Origin of the sequence: Costertonia aggregata (assembly GCF_013402795.1) — a bacterium.
Taxonomy (GTDB): Bacteria; Bacteroidota; Bacteroidia; order Flavobacteriales; family Flavobacteriaceae; genus Costertonia; species Costertonia aggregata.
The window spans coordinates 964409-986402 of sequence record NZ_CP058595.1 but is presented as its reverse complement, the minus strand read 5'-3'; the positions used below and the strand labels follow the sequence as shown (position 1 = coordinate 986402).

The window sequence follows — 21994 nt, the reverse complement described above, 5'->3', positions numbered from 1 at the left end:
ATGAAAACCAAAGTTACAGCTGTTTTCGATATTGGTAGGACCAACAAAAAGTTCTTTCTTTTTGATTCGGGCTTTCAGGAGGTGCACCGTGAATACGAACGTTTTGATGAAATTACTGACGAAGATGGATACCCCACTGAAAATCTGACCGCTTTGGAAAACTGGGCAAAAGAGGTTTTTGATAAAATTCTCGAGATATCCGAATATGAGATAACGGCTTTGAATTTCTCCTGTTACGGTGCGAGTTTGGTACATGTAGACGAAAATGGGAAATCCTTGACGCCTCTATACAATTACATGAAGCCTTTAAAGGATGGGATTTATGATTCCTTTTACAACAAATATGGTCCTGAAAATGAGATTTCAAGAGTGACGGGGTCTCCAAGACTAGGTATGCTCAATACCGGTATGCACTTGTATTGGCTCAAATATGAGAAGCCCGAAGTGTTTGAAAAAATAAAATATTCGTTGCATCTTCCACAATACCTAAGTTACTTATTTACCGGTGTTCCGGTAAGTGAATATACGAGTATAGGTTGCCATACGCTACTTTGGGACTACGAAAAAAACGACTATCATGTGTGGGTATATCAAGAAAGAATAAACCAAAAATTACCCCCAATTGTTTCATCAAGAAAAACGATACCGATAAATTATAAGGGGAAAACCATTCAAATGGGTGTTGGCATCCACGATAGTTCCTCGGCATTATTACCCTACATCCGAAGTATTTCAAAACCATTTATACTGGTATCTACCGGTACATGGAGTATCTCGATTAACCCTTTCAATAGTAGCATGTTAACATTGAAGGAAATCGAGAACAACTCTCTTTTCAATATGCGAATAGATGGAAGTCCTGTCAAGGTTTCCAGATTGTTCCTTGGCAATGAATACAAGCTTCAGATAAAGACGTTGTCAAAGTACTTCACCGTTTCTGAAGACTATCATAAAACCGTGAAATTCGATCAGGGTATATTTTTTGAAATCATCAAAGACTTCGTTCACATGTTCAAATGGTCGAGTATTGCTTCTGATGATATGCCTGAGGAGACCAAAATTCCATATGATAAATTTGAACATGCCTATCACCAACTCATGTTGGAACTTGTTTTGTTGCAAGAAAAAAGTATTCGAGCCGCTATTGGAAACGAAAAAATAAAAAGACTTTATATTGACGGAGGATTTAGCGATAATGAGATTTTTATTCAACTGCTCTCCCAATATCTAGGAGATATGAAACTCAGTACAACCGATGCCTCCTTGGGCTCAGCTCTAGGCGCGGCCCTCGTTATTTCTGATACCCTTCTTGAACCTAAATTCCTGAAAAAAAACTATGCGTTAAAAAAATATCGCACACTTATCTTTAATTGAAAAATTTATATGGCCATGAAAATCAATTCTGCTTATCCTTCAATGGAAGACCTGAGAAATAAGGCCATGCGTCGCATACCAAAATTCGCCTTTGAATATCTTGACGGCGGTTGTAACGAAGATGTCAGCATTTCCAGAAATACGGCAGAGATACGAGAGGTTCAGCTACAGCCAAGATATCTCAGAAACAATGGGGTAAGCTCGACAAAAACCAAGATCCTGGGTATGGAATTCGACGCACCATTTGGCATCGCCCCTGTCGGCCTTCAAGGTCTCATATGGCCCAATTCTCCCGAGATTTTGGCAAAAGCCGCTTTTGTGCATAATATTCCTTTTATACTGAGTACGGTCACAACTATGAACATCGAACGTGCCAGTGAACTGACCGAGGGTAATGCTTGGTTTCAATTATATAATCCCGCTGAGGATCAATTGCGTGATGACATAATCAATCGCGCCGAGGCTGCCGGCTGCCCTGTTCTAGTTCTGCTTTGTGATGTACCAACTTTTGGTTATCGTCCTAGGGATATTAGAAACGGCTTGGCACTTCCACCTAAAATGTCATTGAACAATATTCTACAAATTTTAGGCAAACCAACTTGGGCCTACAATACCCTGAAATATGGCCAGCCCACTTTTGAAACCTTGAAACCCTACACACCAGAAGGACTCAATTTGAAACAGTTAGGGCAATTTATGGATAAGACTTTTTCCGGTCGTTTGAACGAGGAGCGCATCAAGCCCATCCGTGATACATGGAAAGGCAAGTTAGTTCTTAAGGGAGTTGCATCAGAACAAGACACCCAAGACGCTATTCGAATGGGGTTTGACGGCATTATCGTTTCCAATCATGGCGGCAGGCAACTGGATGCGGCTCAATCTACCATAAATTCCCTTTCGGAAATCGCAGCTAAATATAGTGACCAAATTGAAATAATGATGGATAGCGGTCTACGGTCAGGCCCTGATATTGCCAGAACAATGGCAAGTGGTGCCAAGTTTACATTCATGGGCAGATCTTTTCTCTATGGATGCGGGGCCTTAGGAAAACAAGGTGGTGACCACACCATTTCAATGCTGAAAACCCAGTTCAAACAGGTAATGGACCAATTATGCTGCGAACGTGTGGAAGATATGCCGAAACATCTCATTACCAACTAAACCAAACTGAAATGAGTCAACACAATATTGAGGAAGAAATCGAGGGAATTGCCGGTGGAGAATTCGAAAGAGAACCAGTTCCACAAGCGAAATTAAAAAGTTGGAAAAGCTTTTTGGGCATGTATGCTGGCGAACATGCCGCTGGAACGGAATTCATGATCGGCCCACTGTTTTTGACAGCAGGCGTCAGTGCCTTCGATTTAATCGTCGGCCTCTTGTTGGGAAATCTTTTAGCCGTATTGAGTTGGCGCTTTCTAACGGCGAAAATTGCTGTGGAGAACAGATTTACCTTGTATTACCAACTAGAAAAAATCTGTGGAAAAAAGCTGGTAATAGGCTATAACCTCGCAAACGGAATTTTGTTCTGTTTTCTTGCCGGTGCGATGATAACGGTTTCGGCCACCGCAGTAGGGATTCCATTTGATATGGAAATGCCCAAACTTACCGATACTACACCAAATGGTGCCACTTGGGTCATCATCGTTATCATTATTGGAGCTGTGATTTCCTTGATCGCATCAAAAGGGTATGACACCGTTTCTAAAGCCGCCAATTGGATGTCTCCGGTCATTGTACTCGCATTTCTCGCTTGCGGTATTGTAGCCCTGAATCAACTGGGCGTTAAAAGTTTTACCGATTTCTGGAATATCTGGGGGGAAGGTTCCGAACCCTTTCACGGTCAACTGAAATATACATTCTGGCATGTGGTTATTTGGTCATGGTTTGCGAATGCCGCAATGCACGTGGGCATGTCGGATTTATCCGTTTTTCGTTTTGCAAAAAAGGAAAGTTCGGGTTGGACGACTGCGGCAGGAATGTATGTAGGCCATTACATGGCTTGGATAGCAGCTGCCCTACTCTATGCGGTATACCTTAAATCGCCTGAGGCACAAGCCTTTTTATCAAATGGTGAGGCACCGCCTGTAGCACCAGGCCCCCTGGCCAACAATGCAATAGGTATTTTTGGGATCATCGCCGTGGTTTTGGCAGGATGGACAACAGCCAACCCGACCATCTACAGAGCAGGATTGGCCTTTCAGGCCATCATGCCCAAAGTGTCCACTTTTTGGGTTACCATAATAGCAGGTACGGTCGCGACTATTGCCGGATTATTTCCGGCATTCGCGATGAAACTTTTAGGGTTTGTAGCCTTGTATGGATTCATTTTGGCGCCTTTTGGGGCAATCATTGTTTTTGAACATTTCTTCCATAAACAAGCAGGCATCATAAAAAATTATGCAGAAGTGGCCAACCTCAAATTCAACAAGTCGGTATTTTTGGCTTGGGCCATCAGTTTTGGACTATTTTACTTTATATCGTTACAATTTGATGTTTTTCTTTCTTTCGTGACATTACCTGCCTGGCTGCTTTGTGGTGTTCTGTTTTTGGTTTTTAGTAAGTCATTTCAGATGAAAAAGAGTTGAGACGATCAAGGAAATATGTTTATGCACTATAACAAAAAAAGGGCCGGACTTGATGAAGGTCCGTCCCTTTTTTTGAATGAGGTTTAAGTTTTGCTATTGCAAATCTTTTGGTATTGACCAACGGATTCTCTTGCTGTCCTTTTGATGAGAAAGAAATGTTTGCCTTCTGGATTCCATTGGTGATTGATTGATGAAAGTTCTCATGATTGATGTTTTTTAACGCCAAAACAAGTTTGGCAAAGTTTGATGCATGGTGCAAATCGTAATTAGCGATTAAAGTTCCTGTATTGTGCCCACTGTGCTCTTTTGCTATGGCTAAAGGCTGAAAAGTACTGTCCTGTTCTTGATTCCGTTGTTGTTTTTGTGATTGATGCTTTCATGATTTTGTTTTTTGATGTTATTGATGAATGTTTTTTAAGTAATATATTAACGACTAAAGTTTCTGTATTGAGACCATTGTGCTCTTTTACTATGACTAAAGGCTGAAAAGTATTGCCCTGTTTTAGATTCTGTTACTGTTCTGTTATTAGATGCTTTCATAATGTTTTTATTTTAAATGTTATTGTTTCTTTATGATGGTACAAATATGCTTTGGTTTGTCTCCGAATAAAAATGGTTATTTCCCAATTGTTGTTTTTTGAGATTCAATCGTGTGTTTTTGGCTCCAAATAATGATTTAGCGATTAAAATTTCTACATTGTGCCCACTGCACTCTTCTGCTATTTCTAAAAGTTGAAAAGTACTGTCCTGTTTTAGATTCCGTTGTTGTTTTTGTGATTGATGCTTTCATGTTTTCTTTATTTGCTATTATTTTTAGTATTCGTTTTAAATTGTATTACACCTAAGAGACGATTTGTTTTTGGTTTTGTTACAGTACTATGTATAAAAAGGTACTATTTATTTTAAAACAACTTATTGTCAGATATTTGAATTTTATAATTTATATTGAAGTTGTTCTAAAGATTTCTATTTTCTCTAAAAGTTACACTCTAGTATGACTGTATTGGGTAGTGATTTGAAATCGTAGTTGGTTCTCACGATATTTTTCCTTTGCGAAAGCGCATAGGATGCCATTCCATAAAGTTAATATCTGACCTGGGAGTTAAGTAAATCATATTCTTGTAGGAACATAGTCATATTAAGCGTTATATTTAAAAAGAAATAACGATATTTAATCATGTAAAAAGTATATGGTTTTCAATGATCAGCATAGAAGAAGCATTACAATTGGTTATAGATCACTCGCCTAAAATGAGTGAGTGTAGTATGGACATTGACCATTGCGAAGGATTTTATTTGTCCAAAACCATACATTCACCCATTCATATGCCTCCATTTAGGCAATCTGCCGTAGATGGTTATGCGTTGCATGTGGACAATACGACCAATTATATAAACATTGATGAAATAAAAGCTGGGGACTCGCATATCCATAATTTAGAAAAAGGGCAGGCTGTACGTATTTTTACAGGTGCTGCGGTTCCCGATTCTGCTAATGCGGTAGTAATGCAGGAACATGTAAAAGCCCGGGACAATCATATTATTGTAGAAGGGGTCATTATGCCACAACAAAATATTAGGCCAAAAGGGGAGCAGGTAAAGAAAGGTGGGATTGCGCTAAAAGCAGGAACAAAACTTAATGCTGCGGCTATTGGATATTTGGCTTCTTTAGGTATTACGAAAGTGGACGTTTATAAAAAGCCTACTATTGCCATAGTGGTTACGGGCAATGAACTTGTAATGCCCGGTAGCGATTTGGGTTATGGGAAAATATATGAAAGCAATTCCATAATGCTATCAAGTGCGCTTAGAAATTTAGGGTATAAAAATATCACCATTTTTAGGGTGCAAGATGACTATCAAAATACAAAAGACGTATTGCAAAAAAGCATTTCGGAACATGATGTGGTTTTGGTTACCGGTGGTATTTCGGTCGGGGACTATGATTTTGTAGGTAAGGCGTTACATGAATTAGAGGTGGAACAGATTTTTTATAAAGTGAGACAAAAGCCTGGAAAACCACTTTTTTTCGGTCGTAAGAACCATACTACGATTTTCGCATTACCCGGAAACCCCGCAGCGGCATTAAGTTGCTTCTATATATATGTATACACTGTTTTGTCCAAAATTTCCGGTAACCCTTTCCCTGTCCTATCGAGACAAAAAATGAGATCTATTTCTGATTATATTCGAAAAGGAGACCGACCACAATTCCTAAAGGCCCTATGTAAAGATGGAACGGTTGAAATATTGGAAGGGCAAAATTCATCAATGCTGCAAACTTTTGCAGTAGCGAACGCTTTGCTGTATGTGTCCAAAGAACAGGAAAAGATAGCTGCTGGCGACATGGTAGAAACCATAATGCTGCCAAAATAGAACGGTATGGAATACAAAATAAAAAGTAGAATTTGGATTGAAGTTGACGATAAGGTGCTTCTTGGAGAAGGCCGGGTACAGTTATTAAAGGCGATTCGTAATTTGGGCTCATTGTCCAAGGCTGCTAAAGAATTGAACATGTCCTACAAAAAAGCATGGATGCTTGTCGATTCTATCAATAAATCTGCGAAAGAGCCTGTAGTTATTTCCACCACGGGTGGTAAAAACGGCGGTGGGGCAATTGTGACGCCTTATGGTAGCTCTTTGATCAAAGCCTTTGAAAAAATCAATAAAAATTGTTGGAAATATCTTGATGAACAGGTAAAGGAAATGGTTGTCCCATAAGCTATGCAGATGCAAATCAAAAAAGAACATATTACCGGAATACTATTGGCAGGCGGGAAAAGCTCCCGTATGGGAACGGATAAAGGGTTACTGAATTTTCAAGGAAAACCCTTTGTGCAGCATATTATTGATACACTTAAACCTTTCGTTAATACGATCATAATCGTTAGCGACAATAAGGGTCATGACATTTTTGGGGTGACCCGTATTCCGGATATCATAAAAGATTCGGGCCCATTGGCGGGTTTGTATTCTGGGCTCGCCTATTCCAAAACTGATTATAATCTTGTACTGAGCTGCGACGTTCCCTTATTGAACCAAGATGTTCTACATACGCTATTGAGCCATATTTCCAAAGAACACGATGTAATACAGTTACAGAGTGAAAAATTGATTATGCCTTTGATAGCTGTGTACAGGAAATCATGTAGAAAATACTGTCATACACTTTTGCAACAGGGAGAAAAACGTTTACGGTCCCTTACAAGCGGACTACCGACCAAAACAGTAGTTCTGAAAAAAGAACAGGAGTTTTTCGCTAAGAATATAAACACAAAAACACAATTAAAAGAAATTTTAAATGCAGTTGACCATTAAATATTTTGGACCATTGACCGATATCACGGGATGTAGGGAAGAACGTTTTGAATTTGAAAAGGGAAAAACAGTTTCCGAACTATTGATTGCATTGCACGGTAAATATCCTGAACTCGCCGAACAAAAATTTAAAGTGGCGCATAATCGGGAATTGGCTGAAGGTAATACCAGGGTAACATCAACCGAAATAGGTTTATTGCCACCGTTTGCAGGGGGATAATTAGTGTGTTTAATTTTAGTACAATGAATTTAGGAAAATGAACAAAAACAAAAAAAAGGACGTATTCGTTCAAGGGCCTATCTTGCCAGAATTTATAGGAAATGCTATTGCCAAGCATCAATCCAAGACCAATATCGGTGCGCATGATATTTTTTTGGGTCAGGTACGTGCAGATGAAATAGAGGGTAAAAAAGTGGCCGCTATTGAATATACTGCCTATGAGACTATGGCAGATCAAAAGTTTTACGATATCCGTGAAGCTGCCTTTGCGAAATTCAATATAACATGCATGCACATATATCATAGTTTGGGTATGGTAAAAACTGGTCAAATATGCCTATTCGTATTTGTATCTTCCCCAAGGCGAAAAGAAGTGTTCAAAGCCAAGGAATATATTGTGGAAGAAATAAAAGCGAAAGTACCGGTCTTTGGTAAAGAAATTTTTGAGGATGCATCGCACCAATGGAAGGTAAACACATAATATATGGTAGATATAACCGATAAAATAAATACCCTGCGTATCGCTACTGCCCAAGCTGTGGTCAAGGTGAGCAATGAAAAGACGATTGAGGCCATTCACAACAATTCGGTACCAAAAGGGGACGTGTTCGCGATGAGCAAGGCTGCTGGGCTGTTGGGGGTAAAGAAAACACCGGATTTACTTCCAGACTGCCATCCGCTCCCCATTGAATATACGGGCATTGAGTACAATATAAACGGATTGGAGATTCAGGTACGCTGTACCATCAAAACAATTTACAAAACCGGGGTAGAGGTCGAGGCGATGCACGGTGCCAGTGTTGTTGCCCTGAATATGTACGATATGTTAAAGCCCATTGATAAAGGTGTAGAGATACACTATATCAAATTATTGGAAAAAAAAGGGGGAAAATCAGATTTTAAGGATAAATATAGAAAAGATATTACCGCTGCGGTCGTGGTGTGCTCGGATACCATCGCTACGGGTCAAAAAGAGGACAAAGCCGGGAAGGCCATTATAAAAAAACTGGAAGAGAGTGGTGTTTCCGTTTCGGAATATTGTACCATCCCCGATGAGATTGATGATATACGCTCAAAAGTGGTCCAATTTCAAGAACAAGGTATAGATATGATACTTTTTACAGGAGGTACCGGACTATCAAAAAGAGATGTAACGCCCGAAGCATTGGAATCGCTTTTAGAAAGGAAAATACCGGGCATTGAAGAGGCAATTAGAAGCTATGGGCAAAATAGGATGCCCTATGCTATGCTTTCCAGAAGTGTTGCGGGAACCTATAAAGATAGTTTGGTCTTGGCCTTGCCGGGTTCAACCAATGGTGCCAAAGAATCAATGGATGCTATCTTCCCACCGCTATTGCATATATTCAGAATTTTTAAGGGAGCAAGACACGATTGATGGATAAGAAAAGCAACATACTTACAGATACCTTTGGGAGAAAACACGCTTATCTCAGAATATCCCTTACCGAGCGGTGTAACCTGCGCTGTACATATTGTATGCCGGCAGATGGCATTCCGCTTTCGCCAAAAGCGAACATCATGTCCTACGATGAAGTTTATGCCCTGGCCAAAATTTTTGTGGACAACGGTGTAACCAAAATACGCTTAACGGGCGGTGAGCCCTTAGTGCGTAAAGATGTACACCTTATTTTGGAAAAATTGGCTACCTTACCTGTAGAAATGGCCATTACGACCAATGCCATAAATGTAGATAGGCATATTGACACCTTACGAAAATGTGATATCCGCAATATCAACGTCAGCCTGGATTCTTTGGATAGGGAAAAGTTTCGTACCATAACACGAAGGGATTATTTTGATAAAGCATATAGGAATATTTTATTGTTGATAGCTGAAGGTTTCAAGGTCAAGCTAAATGCCGTTTTGATTAAAGGCTTTAATGATAACGAGATTATCGATTTTATCCAACTTACCCAAAACCTCCCCATTAATGTAAGATTTATTGAGTTTATGCCTTTTGATGGCAATAAATGGGACCTGAAAAAAATGGTATCCTTTGAAGAAATCATAAAGCGTGTTGGCCAAGCTTTTGAAAAAAACCAGATACTGAGATTGAAGGATGCTCCTAACGATACCTCCAAAAACTACAAGATAACGGGTTATAAAGGTTCGTTTGCCATTATTAGCTCTGTGACCAACCCGTTTTGTGATTCTTGCAACAGATTGCGGTTGACTGCCAACGGTAAATTAAAGAACTGTTTGTTTTCCGCAACCGAATCCGATTTGTTGACGCAGTTCCGAGAAGGCAAAAATGTGGAACCTGTAATCCAGAAGGCCGTGAATGCAAAATTCAAAATACGTGGGGGTATGGATACGTTGGAAAAATTGAAGGAGCCTGATTTGCATTCTAAGAATCGCAGCATGATAGCCATTGGGGGATAATGCCATTAATATTCAATAAAAAAGCCCTTTATTGAGAAAGGGCTCATGATAAAACTAATTGTATCAACGATAAATAGGATAGGGGCAAACTATTTTTTGGGGAAGTCAGCTGTTTTGGGTTAAAATACCCCGAAAACCGCTAAAATTAGGCATACCACTACGGCTATCAGAATACCGACCAGAACCACCACCATAAGGCTTAGGAATCCGTTTAATACCCGGGTGCCAAACGTAATCTGTTCTTCCATAATTCATATAATTTATAACAATGTAAGAAATAAATGCCTAATTATAAAAGGGATAGCCATGTAATTCGATTAAAAACAGATGTCAAAGTATAGTAATCGGTTATCCAGCAATTATAATCGATAAATGGCCCGTGTACATCAACCGTACACTTATTTTTTACTGAGCTTTGCACTAAGTTGTTCCAAAGAAACCCCTTTGGTTTCCGGCATCATCAATTTTACGAATAAAAGTTGTAAGACCATCATAAAGGCAAAAAATGCGAATACCGGCCCTGGGCCTACCCATGTGAAAAGTGATGGTATAGACGAGGGTATTAGCCATGCCAAAACCCAATGTACCGAGCTCCCGAATGCCTGGCCTGATCCACGCAGATGATTAGGAAAAACTTCTGATATAAATACCCAAATAACAGCACCTTGACCAATGGCGTGCGAGGCTATAAAAAGGAAAAGAAAAATGGGTACGGCCATACCTTCCCATTTAAAAATAAACGCGGCGGCAACCAAGGCCAATGAAATTATATAGCCAACAGAGCCAAAATACATCAATTGTTTTCTTCCCAACCTGTCTATCAAGAAAATACCCAAAAGCGTAAACAACAGGTTGGTAAACCCAATACCTATACTGCTTAAAAGTGCTGTACTCTCGCCCAGACCGGCAGCTTCAAAAATTCTAGGGGCGTAATATAAAAAGGCATTTATCCCCGAAAACTGGTTAAAAAAAGCAATAAGAAAAGCAAGTTTTAAAGGAAAGCGATATTTTTTTATAAAGATGTTCTCTTTTGTATTTGAAAGATGTTGTCCTGTTTCGATTTCTTTTTGCAGATCTTGAACGGATACCTTGGGATTTATCTGGGATAGTACTTTTACGGCTTCTCCCGTTCTGTTTTTGGTCAACAACCATCGTGGACTTCTAGGCACCGAGATAACGAACAGGGTGTAAAGTATGGCAGGAAATGCTTCAACGCCCACCATCCAACGCCAATCGTTTTCCCCTATATCGTTTAATAAATAGTTAGAAAAATATGCAGCCAAAATACCGAACACTATCATAAATTGGTAAAAGCCGACCAATCGGCCCCGGTCTTTAGCGGGAGCAATTTCAGAAATATACGCGGGTGCCGCAACTGTTGATGCCCCAATACCCAAGCCTCCTATAAATCTTAAAACACCAAAAGTTACCGGATCGTTGGCCAATGCAGAACCTACGGCAGATACCGAATACAATATACCTATCCAAATGAGGGTGTTTTTTCTTCCTATTTTATTTGTGGGGATTCCTCCAAAAATGGCTCCGACTACGGTTCCGAACAATGCCATACCGATAACTACCGTGCCATGAAATGCTTCCGAGGAGTCCCATAAAAGTTGTAATTTTTTTTCCGCACCGGAAATAACCACCGTATCAAACCCAAACAGGAATCCGGCCAAAGCAGCGATTAAGGATATTCTTAAAATTTTGGAGTTCATGAAAACGGAAAATAGATGGTTGGTTTTTTTGTAAAACTAACAAAAAAAGGGCAACCCTATATATCACATGCAATACTACGTGGTTTTTGGTCGCAGTGTATCGGACGTAATTTTGCTTTTCTTCTTTTCAGTAGATTTTGATTTAGTATCCTTTTTTGGCTTTTGTGTTTTTGGTTCAATAACCGGGCCTTTTGGTACAAGAGGTGTATCATTTTTTGGAGAAATGACCTCTTTCTGTGTTTTTCGCTCTTTTTTTGGATTCTTGTCCGTACAGGAAATCGTGAATGTAAGTAGGGCCAAAGCTAAGTAGCAAAAAAGACAGATCTTCATGTTATGCATAGATTTTACAATAATCTACGAATATGCTCAAGTATTTGGATGCTGGCCCCTTTATTACCGGCAATGTATTTTTTATTGATTTCCCCGGTCAGTTTTCTAAATTTACCATCGGTGACTAATTTTTGCATTAAACGATTAAAAGGTCGTGCTCCGGTAATGGTCAAAATGCCTTTTTGCATTACAAGCTCTTCTGCCTCTTTAAAACCTTTATAATTAGGCCCTATAATTACGGGGATGCCAAATACGGCTGGTTCTAACGTGTTGTGAAGGCCAGTTGAAAATGCACCGCCTACGTAAGCCATATCGGCATAGCTATATACTTTCGTCAAAAGCCCGATGCTGTCTATGATGAGTATGTCGCAATTTTTGAGGTTATATGCCTTTAACTTTGAATACAAAGCTGTTTTTTTCGTAAAACGTTTCTTAAGTTCCAGAACTTTATCAGGGTGTATGGTATGCGGTGCAACCACGAATTTTATGGGGCTTTGGTTTGAATTGATGTAATCAACCAATATTTTCTCATCTTCGGGCCAAGTGCTTCCTGCAACGAAGCATAAGGTATCGTTTTTGAAAACAGTCATGAATTCTAGCGTATTGTCCCTGTCCAAAATTTCTGAGACCCGGTCTAATCGGGTGTCGCCGTTAACTGTTGTATTAGTGATATCTATGCTTTTTAAAAGTTTTTTCGAGCCCTTATCCTGTAAAAAAAAGTGGGAAAACGCACCTAGGGCATTTCGCAAGAATGTACCGTACCATTTAAAGTAAACTTGCTTTTTCCTAAAAATGGCCGATATCAAAATTGTTGGGACAGCTCTTTTCTTAAGTTCTCTAAGATAGTTGGGCCAAATTTCATACTTTACGAATATGGCCAATTTGGGCTTGGTGATTTCCAAAAACTTTTTTACGTTGCGGTTTGAGTCCATGGGGAGGTAGGCTACAATATCAGCAGCGGTCGTGTTCTTTTTCACTTCAAACCCGGAAGGCGAAAAGAATGTGATAAGTATTTTATGGGAAGGGTTTTCAATCTTAAGCCTTTCTATTACGGGCAGCCCTTGCTCAAACTCGCCCAATGAAGCAACGTGCATCCATATGATCTTGTCCCCTCCCGCTATTTTGCCGCGTAGTAGCTGAAAAGTTTCGCTTCTGCCCAGTACAAAAAGTTTTATTTTTGGGTTGAATACCGCTAAGAATTTTAAGACGCCCCAAGCGATATGTGTAAAGAAATTATAGAGTAAAAACACCAAGGAATGATTTAACGCTAAAATACGGTTCTTTCCACAATTCCATTGGCTGCCGTTTCTTATTTTCCTAAATTTACCATTCTAATTTCCATCCATGAAGAAAATACAAATGGTAGACCTAAATGGTCAATACCAAGAGATCAAGGATCAAGTGAACTCTTCTATCTCACGAATTCTGGAATCGGCAGCTTTTATCAACGGCCCAGAAGTACACGCTTTTCAAAAAGAGTTGGAAACCTATTTGGGCGTAAAGCATGTGATTCCCTGTGCCAACGGTACCGATGCGCTGCAAATTGCCATGATGGGCTTGGGCCTACGACCGGGGGATGAGGTGATCACTGCCGATTTCACCTTTGCGGCCACAGTTGAGGTAATCGCACTACTGCAATTGACGCCTGTTCTGGTCGATGTTACTGCGGATACTTTTAATATTGATATTTCGGCCATTGAGAAAGCCATAACACCAAGAACCAAAGCTATTGTGCCCGTACATCTTTTTGGGCAGTGTGCAGACATGGATGCGATTTTGTCTTTGGCGGAAAAGCATAATCTATACGTAATTGAAGACAATGCCCAAGCTATTGGCGCCAATCATACTTTTAAAGATGGAAGTAAGCAAAAGGCGGGGAGTATTGGTCATGTCGGTGCCACTTCTTTTTTCCCATCCAAAAATTTGGGTGCATATGGTGATGGTGGGGCAATTTTCACCAATGATGACGCACTGGCCCATACCATTCGCGGTATGGTAAACCATGGTATGTATGAGCGGTATCATCATGATGTGGTAGGGGTCAATTCAAGATTGGATTCCATTCAAGCTGCCATACTACGGGCAAAATTGCCAAAATTGGATGAATACTGCCACAAAAGGCGACAAGCTGCCCGAAAATATTCCTCTGCCTTTAGTGGGCAGGAACATATTGTAGTGCCAAAGACCGTTAATGGGTGTGACGGTATTTGTGATACTTGCGATTGTCATGTATTTCATCAGTATACCTTACGAATAACCAACGGCAAACGAGATGATCTGGTACAGCATCTGAACGATATGGGCATACCTTGTGGCGTGTACTATCCTATTCCCTTGCATAGGCAAAAAGCATATGTAGATGAGCGTTATAGAGAAGTTGATTTTCCGGTGACCAATCAGTTGGTAAAAGAGGTAATCTCTTTACCCATGCATACCGAGTTGGACGATGAGCAAATAGATTTTATAACAAATACCGTGATTCATTTTATTAACTCATAAACGAAACTTGATAGCATCTTTTTTCGTCAAAGATTCAACGTGACCAAGAAAAAACAACAATAGCACATGAAAATACTCGTAACAGGAGGCTTGGGATTTATTGGCTCCCATGCCGTGGTAGAATTGCAGAGCGAAGGTTTTGAAGTAATTATTATAGATGATTGTTCAAATGCATCAGAGAAAGTTCTGGAAGGCATAACAGCAATTACCGATAAAGTCCCGATTTTTGAAAAGCTGGATTTAAAGGAAAAAGATAAAGTCCAAGATTTTTTCAAAAGACATCAAGATATTGAAGGTGTTATCCATTTTGCGGCATCCAAAGCGGTAGGCGAAAGCGTTGAGAAACCCTTATTGTATTACGAGAACAATATTGGCACCCTGGTCTACCTATTAAAAGAGCTTTCGCAAAAAAGTAAGTCCAGCTTTATTTTTAGTTCTTCCTGTACGGTATACGGGCAGGCAGATGAAATGCCGATTACAGAGGATGCTCCTGTAAAAGTGGCAGAATCCCCGTATGGGAATACCAAACAAATGGGTGAGGAAATTATTGCCGATACCTGCAAAGTAACTCCAGGGCTAAAGGCCATAGCGCTGCGTTATTTTAATCCTATGGGAGCGCACCCTAGCGTGGAGATTGGGGAATTGCCCGTTGGGGTGCCCCAAAACCTTGTGCCCTTTATTACCCAGACCGCTGCAGGTCTACGAGAAAAGCTTTCTGTTTTTGGTAATGATTATCCAACTGGGGATGGCACATGTATAAGGGATTATATTCACGTGGTAGATTTGGCAAGGGCCCATGTTGTGGCATTACAGCGATTGTTAGAGGAAAAAAATGATGAAAATTATGAAGTCTTCAATGTAGGAACGGGCAAAGGAAGTTCTGTTTTGGAAGCTATCCAAAGTTTTGAGCGTGTGTCCGGAAAAAAATTGAATTATGAAATCGTGGATAGAAGGCCAGGAGATATTACGTCCGCTTATGCCGATACCACCAAGGCCAATACAGTTTTGGGTTGGAAAGCCAAATCAACACTAGATGAAGCCATGAAATCTGCTTGGGAGTGGGAGAAAAAAATCAGGAAGCTTTAGTCCGTTATCAAAAATCACTTATGAAACCGTTTTTATCAATTTGCATTTTTTTTCTAGTCTTTGCCGTTTCCGCCCAAGATATCTATCTGCATTGCGGAAGTGTCATGGACACCCAAACCGGTAAAATTTCCTCGGATAAGACCATAATTGTTTCTGGGAATAGTATAACATCTATCATAAACGGATATGTGAACGGGTCGAATACGGATACCGTAATCGATTTAAAAAATAAAGTGGTCCTACCCGGATTGATAGACATGCACGTTCATATTGAAAACGAGTTCAACCCCAGGACATACGTAAAGCAGTTTACAAGTAATCCGGCCGATGTAGCATTTGAATCCACGGTTTATGCAAAAAGAACTTTACTGGCTGGTTTCACTACGGTTCGCGATTTGGGAGGTTCAGGCGTAAACATCGCCTTACGAAATGCCATAAACAAAGGGTTGGTCGATGGGCCGCGTATTTTTACCGCAGGCAAAGCACTGGCGACCACCGGTGGGCATGCCGACCCTACAAACGGCTACAGAAATGATTTAATGGGCGACCCAGGGCCAAAAGAAGGTGTGGTCAATTCGGTTGACGATGCTAAAAAAGCTGTGCGCCAACGGTACAAAAATGGGGCCGACGTCATAAAGATTACAGCCACGGGAGGCGTGTTGAGCGTTGCTAAGAGCGGTCAGAACCCGCAATTTACCCTAGACGAAATAAAAGCGATAACCAGTACCGCTAAAAACTACGGATTTTCAGTTGCTGCCCACGCCCATGGTGATGAAGGTATGAAACTGGCTGTTTTGGGTGGTGTACAGACCATTGAACATGGTACCTTAATGAGTAAAGAAACCATGGCGCTCATGAAAGAATATAACTGTTTTGTGATACCCACCATAAGTGCGGGAAAACAAGTGGCGGAAAAAGCCAAGATACCAGGTTTTTTCCCAGAGGTCGTGGCCAAAAAAGCATTGGATATTGGCCCAAAACATTCTGCCAAAATAGGGGAGTTTTACAAAAATGGAGTGCCGATGGGTTTTGGGACCGATGCCGGGGTTTTTCCGCATGGTAAGAACGCGATCGAGTTTGGATATCTTTTGGAGGCCGGTATTCCGGTAAAGGAATCATTAAAGGCGGCCACGGTCACCAATGCCAAGCTATTGGGAATGGAAACACAATTGGGACAGTTAAAAGAAGGTTTTTTGGCCGATATCATTGCGGTAGACGAAAATCCGATGAAGAACGTAAAAACCTTGGAAAAGGTGGTCTTTGTAATGAAAGATGGCAAAGTGTACAAGAACTAAACACTGGCCTTGTCTCGTACATAAAATATGATAATAAACGCCCCCAATAGTACCGAACTACTTCAAAAAGCCAAAGAAAATGCATTGTACGGCAAATTATTGATACAACTGGAAAAGGATTTTATCTTGGCGAATATCCATTTGGATATTCATCAAGATACTGCCCCCGACCATGTAAGGGCAACGCTCCACGAGAAAATCTACTATTTGATAATGGAACGCTTTTCGGAGTATTTGAACCTACTTTATATCGTAGACGTACCCGAAAAAGCGTTCAAGGAAATTGAAGCTACCGATGCCGTTGAGGTTGCGGAGCAAGTTTCCTTTTTGGTGTTAAGACGAGAATTGCAAAAAGTATGGCTAAAGGCCAAATATTCTTAGAAAAAAACACGCACAAAAGGCATCCAGGCATTGGCGTATATACTTTTGGTATTGTCGTGCAGGATATTGTACCTAATGCCAACGGTAAAATTCCTATCGGTGTAGCCCACTCCAAAAAATACGGCGGGCGACCAATAATTGTCCTCAAAATTTCCGCCGTCCAAAGCTAATGTCCTGTTTATGCGTAGTTGTTCAACTTCTGCGGATAGCTGCACATATCGCAAGGGATTGTATAGCGATAGTATGCTTCCGCCGTAAGCCAAAAATGTATTTTCGTCAAACTTGGCATAGTTGAAGCTCAAACTGGTACCAGCGGCAAATCGATCGTTGAATTGGTATATGGCACTAGGGGAGATGAAGCCATTGAAACCGCCATTGGTAAACCCCAGGCCCAAACCACCTCCAAACCGCACATTTTCCCAGAACATACTCTTTTGGGCGATACAGTTTTGTCCTAAAAATAAAAAGAGTGCCCCTAAAAATAGGATTTTGGTTTGCTTTTGAAATAATGGTGTCATGTGATGGTATTTTTTCCAATAATACGCTCTAAGATACACCTAGAAATGGGAAATGTTGTATTTTTGACGAATATTTACACAGAAGCCAGATAAAACTTTTTATGGATAAATATTCCTTCTTAAATACTGCGCACACTTCATTTTTTGCAGAATTGTATGACAAATATTTGACCCATCCGGACAGTGTAGAGCCTAGTTGGCGCGCTTTCTTCCAAGGTTTTGATTTTGGGACGGAAACAGCTTTGGATGAACTGGATATTCAGACGATAACCCAAGCAGCATCCATTAATAATGGGCAACAATTAGGAATGCCGGAATCCCTTCAAAAGGAATTTCAGGTCATTCGTTTGATCGATGGTTACCGCAGCCGAGGTCATTTGTTTACCGAGACCAATCCGGTAAGGGAAAGAAGAAAGTATGAACCAACATTGGATATTGAGAATTTTGGGCTCACCAATGCGGACATGGAAACTGTTTTCAATGCCGGTGAGATTATTGGTATTGGGCCAAGCAGTTTAAAGGAAATTGTTCTTCACCTAAAACGCATCTACTGTGACGCTATTGGTGTTGAATATATGTACATTCGTAAACCGGAACGCATTGAGTGGATTCAAAATTGGCTGAATGTAAATGACAATCATCCAGATTATGATGCCGATAGAAAAAAGCAGATTCTTAAGAAATTGAGTCAAGCGGTGTCTTTTGAATCGTTTTTACATACAAAATATGTAGGGCAAAAACGGTTTTCGCTAGAAGGGAACGAGTCGCTTATACCCGGGCTAGATGCCATTGTGGAGCGTGCCGCTGAAATGGGTGTGGAACAATTCGTTATGGGAATGGCCCATAGAGGTAGGTTAAATGTGCTGACCAATATTTTTGGTAAGTCCGCAAAGGATATTTTTAGCGAGTTTGATGGAAAAGACTATGAGCAGGAGATTTTTGACGGCGACGTAAAATATCATTTGGGTTGGACATCCGATAGGAAATCGGATAACGGTAAAAAAATTAAAATGAACATTGCCCCCAATCCATCACACTTGGAAACCGTTGGGGCAGTGGTTGAAGGTATAACAAGGGCCAAACAAGATACCCACTATCCAGAGGATTTTTCCAAAGTACTACCCATTGTCGTGCATGGTGATGCAGCCATTGCAGGCCAAGGTTTGGTATATGAGGTAGTACAGATGGCCCAATTGGATGGTTACAAGACCAATGGCACCATCCATATAGTAGTGAACAATCAAATCGGGTTTACCACAAACTATTTGGATGCCCGCTCCTCGACATATTGTACCGATGTGGGCAAGGTAACATTGAGTCCCGTATTGCATGTAAATGCCGACGATGCCGAAGCGGTCGTACACGCATCACTTTTCGCTTTGGAATATCGCATGCGTTTCAACAGGGATGTGTTCATAGACCTGTTGGGATATCGAAAATACGGTCATAATGAAGGCGACGAACCACGCTTTACACAACCAAAACTTTACAAGGCGATCGCCAAGCATAAGAACCCACGGGATATTTACGCCGATAAATTGATTGCAGAGGGTGTAATTGATGAAAGTTATGTGAAAAAGCTTGAGGACGAATACAAGGCTTCGCTTGAGGAGGAATTGGAAGATTCCAGAAAAGAGGACAAAACGGTCATCACACCTTTTATGGCAGATGAGTGGAAAGGGTTCGAAAACGTTCGCGAATGGGAAATGATGGATGCTGTCGATACCACTTTCGATAAAGAAAAATTAACTGATATCGCAAAGGTGATTACCCAATTGCCTACCGATAAGAAGTTTTTGCGCAAAGTAGAAAAATTGGTCAAGGACCGTCATAAAATGTTCTTTGAGACAGATAAGCTAGATTGGGCCATGGGCGAGCTATTGGCATACGGCACTTTGTTGCAAGAGGGGTATGGCGTTCGAATGTCAGGGCAGGATGTGGAGCGTGGTACATTCTCCCACCGTCATGCGGTCATGAAGGTAGAGGAGAGCGAAGAGGAAATATTGTTGCTTAACCACATATCCGGTACACAAGGAAAATTCCAGATTTATAATTCACTATTATCTGAATACGGTGTCGTTGGTTTTGATTATGGCTATGCCATGGCAAGCCCGAACACCTTGACTATTTGGGAAGCCCAGTTCGGGGATTTCAGCAATGGGGCCCAGATCATGATCGATCAATATATTTCGGCGGCCGAGGACAAGTGGAAATTACAGAACGGCTTGGTCATGTTATTGCCCCATGGATATGAAGGTCAGGGGGCCGAGCATTCTTCGGCGCGCATGGAAAGATACCTACAGCTTTGCGCAAGGGATAATATGTACATTGCCGATGTGACCACTCCAGCACAGATGTTCCATATTTTAAGAAGGCAATTGAAAAGTAATTTTAGAAAACCATTGATTATTTTTACCCCAAAAAGTCTACTGCGTCACCCCAAAGCAGTATCGTCTGTTGACGAATTGTCCAACGGAGCATTCAAAGAGGTTATTGATGATGCTTCGGCCGATATAAAGAAGGTAAAGAGTCTGGTTTTCTGCACTGGTAAATTTTATTACGATTTATTGGCGGCAAAAGAAGAGCATGAAAGAGATGATGTCGCATTGGTGCGGGTCGAGCAACTTTTTCCGGTACCATCAAATCAAATGAAAGATATTATCAAAAAGTACAAAAATGCCAATGACGTGGTCTGGGCACAAGAAGAGCCCCGTAACATGGGTGCTTGGAGCCATATGATGATGCACTTTAGCGAAGCCAATAAGTTTCGTGTGGCCTCCCGACGTTTTTATGCAGCGCCTGCTGCTGGAAGTGCGGTACGCTCCAAGGCAAGGCATCAACAGGTAATAGACTATGTTTTTGACAAGTCAAAAGACAATATGACCCGACCCAGTAGTAGCGTGAAAAAATAAGATCGATACAAAATATAAACTGAATTAATACATCAAAAATCATATACAATGATTCTAGAAATGAAAGTTCCCTCACCTGGGGAATCCATAACCGAAGTCGAAATTGCGGAATGGCTGGTAGAGGATGGCGACTACGTTGAAAAAGACCAGGCCATTGCAGAAGTAGACTCTGACAAAGCAACTTTGGAACTACCTGCCGAGGAAAGCGGTGTGATAACCTTAAAAGCCGAAGTAGGGGATGCTGTTGAGGTCGGCGCAGTGGTATGTTTGATAGATACAAGTGCCGAAAAACCTGGAGGAGCTAGCAAAGGTGCCAGTACTGCATCTGGCGGCGATGAAGGTTCGGGAAGTGATGCGGAAAAAGATCTGACCAAACAGCAAGAAAACACGTCCAATAAAAAAGATAGTGAAAAAGCACCGCAACCACCACAGGCCAAAGAAACCTATGCATCTGGAGTGGCCTCGCCAGCAGCTAAAAAAATCCTGAACGAAAAAGGGATAGAGGCTTCATCTGTAAAAGGAACAGGAAGGGACGGTAGAATAACAAAAGATGATGCAGTGAATGCCGTGCCGTCTATGGGAACTCCTACCGGGGGCAATAGGGGTGAGACACGTTCCAAACTTTCCATGCTGCGTAGAAAGGTTGCGGAACGGTTGGTTTCCGCCAAAAATGAGACCGCTATGTTGACGACGTTCAACGAGGTTGATATGTCACCTATTTTTGAACTTAGAAAACAATATAAAGAGGCCTTTAAGGAAAAACATGGGGTCGGTTTAGGATTTATGTCCTTCTTTACCAAAGCAGTCGTACGTGCCTTGGAAATGTACCCTGCCGTAAATTCTATGATAGATGGCAAAGAAATGATATCGTATGATTTTGCCGATATAAGTATTGCGGTTTCCGGGCCAAAGGGATTAATGGTACCAGTTATCCGAAATGCGGAGAACCTCACCTTTAGGGGTATTGAAGCTGAAGTCAAACGTTTGGCCATTAGGGCTAGGGAAGGGGAGATTACCGTTGATGAGATGACCGGAGGAACATTTACCATCACCAACGGTGGTGTGTTTGGTTCCATGTTGTCCACACCGATCATAAACCCTCCACAGAGTGCCATTCTAGGGATGCACAATATAGTGGAAAGGCCTATTGTAAGAGACGGTGCTATAGCAATTGCTCCGATAATGTATGTCGCACTTTCCTACGACCATAGAATAATAGATGGTAAAGAATCCGTTGGGTTTTTAGTGGCCGTGAAAGAGGCATTGGAAAGTCCTGAAGAACTATTGATGGATAACAATGTGAAAAAAGCGTTGGAGATGTAAGATATAGTCCACATTCTATAAATTAAAAAAGG

21 protein-coding genes are annotated in these 21994 nt (G+C 41.0%); 16 read left to right on the top strand and 5 right to left on the bottom strand.

Features of this window, described 5'->3' with window-relative positions; all coding sequences use genetic code 11:
* From HYG79_RS04505 to moaA, 10 genes are all read left to right on the top strand, one after another.
* Positions 1–1374: an FGGY-family carbohydrate kinase gene (locus HYG79_RS04505; RefSeq protein WP_179240972.1), complete on the top strand. Its 1374-nt coding sequence runs from the start codon at positions 1–3 to the stop codon at positions 1372–1374.
* A 9-nt stretch (positions 1375–1383) separates the two neighbouring features.
* A complete protein-coding gene (locus HYG79_RS04500; RefSeq protein WP_179240971.1) occupies positions 1384–2535 on the top strand; it encodes an alpha-hydroxy acid oxidase in 1152 nt (383 codons plus the stop codon).
* An 11-nt stretch (positions 2536–2546) separates the two neighbouring features.
* Entirely contained in the window at positions 2547–3959 is a 1413-nt protein-coding gene (locus HYG79_RS04495; RefSeq protein ID WP_179240970.1) for a purine-cytosine permease family protein, read from the top strand.
* 1200 nt (positions 3960–5159) lie between these two features.
* On the top strand, positions 5160–6335 hold the full coding sequence (locus HYG79_RS04490) for a molybdopterin molybdotransferase MoeA (protein WP_179240969.1): 1176 nt from the start codon (positions 5160–5162) through the stop codon (positions 6333–6335).
* Between the two features lie 6 nt (positions 6336–6341).
* Entirely contained in the window at positions 6342–6680 is a 339-nt protein-coding gene (locus tag HYG79_RS04485) for a winged helix-turn-helix domain-containing protein (protein ID WP_179240968.1), read from the top strand.
* Positions 6681–6689: 9 nt separating this feature from the next.
* Positions 6690–7277 carry a molybdenum cofactor guanylyltransferase gene (mobA, locus tag HYG79_RS04480; RefSeq protein ID WP_179240967.1) on the top strand — a complete coding sequence of 196 codons (588 nt, stop codon included), beginning with the start codon at positions 6690–6692 and terminating at the stop codon, positions 7275–7277.
* A complete protein-coding gene (locus HYG79_RS04475; RefSeq protein ID WP_179240966.1) occupies positions 7261–7497 on the top strand; it encodes a MoaD/ThiS family protein in 237 nt (78 codons plus the stop codon). Before mobA ends, HYG79_RS04475 begins: the two co-directional genes overlap by 17 nt.
* A gap of 37 nt (positions 7498–7534) precedes the next feature.
* Positions 7535–7978: a molybdenum cofactor biosynthesis protein MoaE gene (locus tag HYG79_RS04470; protein WP_179240965.1), complete on the top strand. Its 444-nt coding sequence runs from the start codon at positions 7535–7537 to the stop codon at positions 7976–7978.
* A 3-nt stretch (positions 7979–7981) separates the two neighbouring features.
* Positions 7982–8893 (top strand): bifunctional molybdenum cofactor biosynthesis protein MoaC/MoaB, encoded by a 912-nt coding sequence (gene moaCB, locus HYG79_RS04465; RefSeq protein WP_179240964.1) that lies wholly within the window; start codon positions 7982–7984, stop codon positions 8891–8893.
* A complete protein-coding gene (moaA, locus tag HYG79_RS04460) occupies positions 8893–9900 on the top strand; it encodes a GTP 3',8-cyclase MoaA (RefSeq protein ID WP_179240963.1) in 1008 nt (335 codons plus the stop codon). Before moaCB ends, moaA begins: the two co-directional genes overlap by 1 nt.
* Before the next feature lie 119 nt (positions 9901–10019).
* On the opposite strand, the gene HYG79_RS18140 is transcribed toward moaA, so the two are convergent.
* The 4 genes from HYG79_RS18140 to HYG79_RS04445 all read right to left on the bottom strand — a co-directional run bounded on the left by HYG79_RS18140 (position 10020) and on the right by HYG79_RS04445 (position 13198).
* A complete protein-coding gene (locus HYG79_RS18140) occupies positions 10020–10148 on the bottom strand; it encodes a hypothetical protein (protein ID WP_262888998.1) in 129 nt (42 codons plus the stop codon).
* 150 nt (positions 10149–10298) lie between these two features.
* A complete protein-coding gene (locus tag HYG79_RS04455; protein ID WP_179240962.1) occupies positions 10299–11618 on the bottom strand; it encodes a sugar porter family MFS transporter in 1320 nt (439 codons plus the stop codon).
* A gap of 75 nt (positions 11619–11693) precedes the next feature.
* A complete protein-coding gene (locus HYG79_RS04450; RefSeq protein WP_179240961.1) occupies positions 11694–11948 on the bottom strand; it encodes a hypothetical protein in 255 nt (84 codons plus the stop codon).
* 14 nt (positions 11949–11962) lie between these two features.
* Complete coding sequence (locus HYG79_RS04445; RefSeq protein ID WP_179240960.1) at positions 11963–13198, bottom strand: 3-deoxy-D-manno-octulosonic acid transferase; 1236 nt, start codon at positions 13196–13198, stop codon at positions 11963–11965.
* 94 nt (positions 13199–13292) lie between these two features.
* Here HYG79_RS04445 and HYG79_RS04440 point away from each other — a divergent pair, with 94 nt between their 5' ends.
* The 4 genes from HYG79_RS04440 to HYG79_RS04425 all read left to right on the top strand — a co-directional run bounded on the left by HYG79_RS04440 (position 13293) and on the right by HYG79_RS04425 (position 17209).
* On the top strand, positions 13293–14447 hold the full coding sequence (locus HYG79_RS04440; protein WP_179240959.1) for a DegT/DnrJ/EryC1/StrS family aminotransferase: 1155 nt from the start codon (positions 13293–13295) through the stop codon (positions 14445–14447).
* 66 nt (positions 14448–14513) lie between these two features.
* On the top strand, positions 14514–15533 hold the full coding sequence (galE, locus tag HYG79_RS04435; protein ID WP_179240958.1) for a UDP-glucose 4-epimerase GalE: 1020 nt from the start codon (positions 14514–14516) through the stop codon (positions 15531–15533).
* A gap of 20 nt (positions 15534–15553) precedes the next feature.
* On the top strand, positions 15554–16828 hold the full coding sequence (locus HYG79_RS04430) for a metal-dependent hydrolase family protein (RefSeq protein WP_179240957.1): 1275 nt from the start codon (positions 15554–15556) through the stop codon (positions 16826–16828).
* Positions 16829–16855: 27 nt separating this feature from the next.
* The gene (locus tag HYG79_RS04425) at positions 16856–17209 is read left to right on the top strand and encodes a hypothetical protein (protein ID WP_179240956.1); all 354 of its coding nucleotides are present in this window, start codon (positions 16856–16858) and stop codon (positions 17207–17209) included.
* On the opposite strand, the gene HYG79_RS04420 is transcribed toward HYG79_RS04425, so the two are convergent.
* On the bottom strand, positions 17206–17727 hold the full coding sequence (locus HYG79_RS04420; RefSeq protein ID WP_179240955.1) for an alpha-ketoglutarate decarboxylase: 522 nt from the start codon (positions 17725–17727) through the stop codon (positions 17206–17208). The genes HYG79_RS04425 and HYG79_RS04420 overlap by 4 nt on opposite strands.
* A gap of 101 nt (positions 17728–17828) precedes the next feature.
* On the opposite strand from HYG79_RS04420, the gene HYG79_RS04415 reads away from it, so the two are divergent.
* Complete coding sequence (locus tag HYG79_RS04415; protein WP_179240954.1) at positions 17829–20639, top strand: 2-oxoglutarate dehydrogenase E1 component; 2811 nt, start codon at positions 17829–17831, stop codon at positions 20637–20639.
* Between the two features lie 48 nt (positions 20640–20687).
* The gene (gene odhB / locus HYG79_RS04410; protein ID WP_179240953.1) at positions 20688–21962 is read left to right on the top strand and encodes a 2-oxoglutarate dehydrogenase complex dihydrolipoyllysine-residue succinyltransferase; all 1275 of its coding nucleotides are present in this window, start codon (positions 20688–20690) and stop codon (positions 21960–21962) included.
* Positions 21963–21994: the final 32 nt, after the last annotated feature.

What these genes read in the sequence shown, in the direction of transcription:
- HYG79_RS04500 (WP_179240971.1), top strand. Translation starts at nt 1,384, where the DNA reads ATGGCCATGAAAATCAATTCTGCTTATCCTTCAATGGAAGACCTGAGA.
- HYG79_RS04455 (WP_179240962.1), bottom strand. Translation starts at nt 11,618, where the DNA reads ATGAACTCCAAAATTTTAAGAATATCCTTAATCGCTGCTTTGGCCGGA.
- HYG79_RS04420 (WP_179240955.1), bottom strand. Translation starts at nt 17,727, where the DNA reads ATGACACCATTATTTCAAAAGCAAACCAAAATCCTATTTTTAGGGGCA.
- HYG79_RS04450 (WP_179240961.1), bottom strand. Translation starts at nt 11,948, where the DNA reads ATGAAGATCTGTCTTTTTTGCTACTTAGCTTTGGCCCTACTTACATTC.
- odhB (WP_179240953.1), top strand. Translation starts at nt 20,688, where the DNA reads ATGATTCTAGAAATGAAAGTTCCCTCACCTGGGGAATCCATAACCGAA.
- HYG79_RS04485 (WP_179240968.1), top strand. Translation starts at nt 6,342, where the DNA reads ATGGAATACAAAATAAAAAGTAGAATTTGGATTGAAGTTGACGATAAG.
- HYG79_RS04425 (WP_179240956.1), top strand. Translation starts at nt 16,856, where the DNA reads ATGATAATAAACGCCCCCAATAGTACCGAACTACTTCAAAAAGCCAAA.
- HYG79_RS04470 (WP_179240965.1), top strand. Translation starts at nt 7,535, where the DNA reads ATGAACAAAAACAAAAAAAAGGACGTATTCGTTCAAGGGCCTATCTTG.
- galE (WP_179240958.1), top strand. Translation starts at nt 14,514, where the DNA reads ATGAAAATACTCGTAACAGGAGGCTTGGGATTTATTGGCTCCCATGCC.
- HYG79_RS04430 (WP_179240957.1), top strand. Translation starts at nt 15,554, where the DNA reads ATGAAACCGTTTTTATCAATTTGCATTTTTTTTCTAGTCTTTGCCGTT.
- moaCB (WP_179240964.1), top strand. Translation starts at nt 7,982, where the DNA reads ATGGTAGATATAACCGATAAAATAAATACCCTGCGTATCGCTACTGCC.
- HYG79_RS04415 (WP_179240954.1), top strand. Translation starts at nt 17,829, where the DNA reads ATGGATAAATATTCCTTCTTAAATACTGCGCACACTTCATTTTTTGCA.
- HYG79_RS18140 (WP_262888998.1), bottom strand. Translation starts at nt 10,148, where the DNA reads ATGGAAGAACAGATTACGTTTGGCACCCGGGTATTAAACGGATTCCTA.
- HYG79_RS04440 (WP_179240959.1), top strand. Translation starts at nt 13,293, where the DNA reads ATGAAGAAAATACAAATGGTAGACCTAAATGGTCAATACCAAGAGATC.
- HYG79_RS04490 (WP_179240969.1), top strand. Translation starts at nt 5,160, where the DNA reads ATGATCAGCATAGAAGAAGCATTACAATTGGTTATAGATCACTCGCCT.
- moaA (WP_179240963.1), top strand. Translation starts at nt 8,893, where the DNA reads ATGGATAAGAAAAGCAACATACTTACAGATACCTTTGGGAGAAAACAC.
- HYG79_RS04505 (WP_179240972.1), top strand. Translation starts at nt 1, where the DNA reads ATGAAAACCAAAGTTACAGCTGTTTTCGATATTGGTAGGACCAACAAA.
- HYG79_RS04475 (WP_179240966.1), top strand. Translation starts at nt 7,261, where the DNA reads ATGCAGTTGACCATTAAATATTTTGGACCATTGACCGATATCACGGGA.
- HYG79_RS04495 (WP_179240970.1), top strand. Translation starts at nt 2,547, where the DNA reads ATGAGTCAACACAATATTGAGGAAGAAATCGAGGGAATTGCCGGTGGA.
- mobA (WP_179240967.1), top strand. Translation starts at nt 6,690, where the DNA reads ATGCAAATCAAAAAAGAACATATTACCGGAATACTATTGGCAGGCGGG.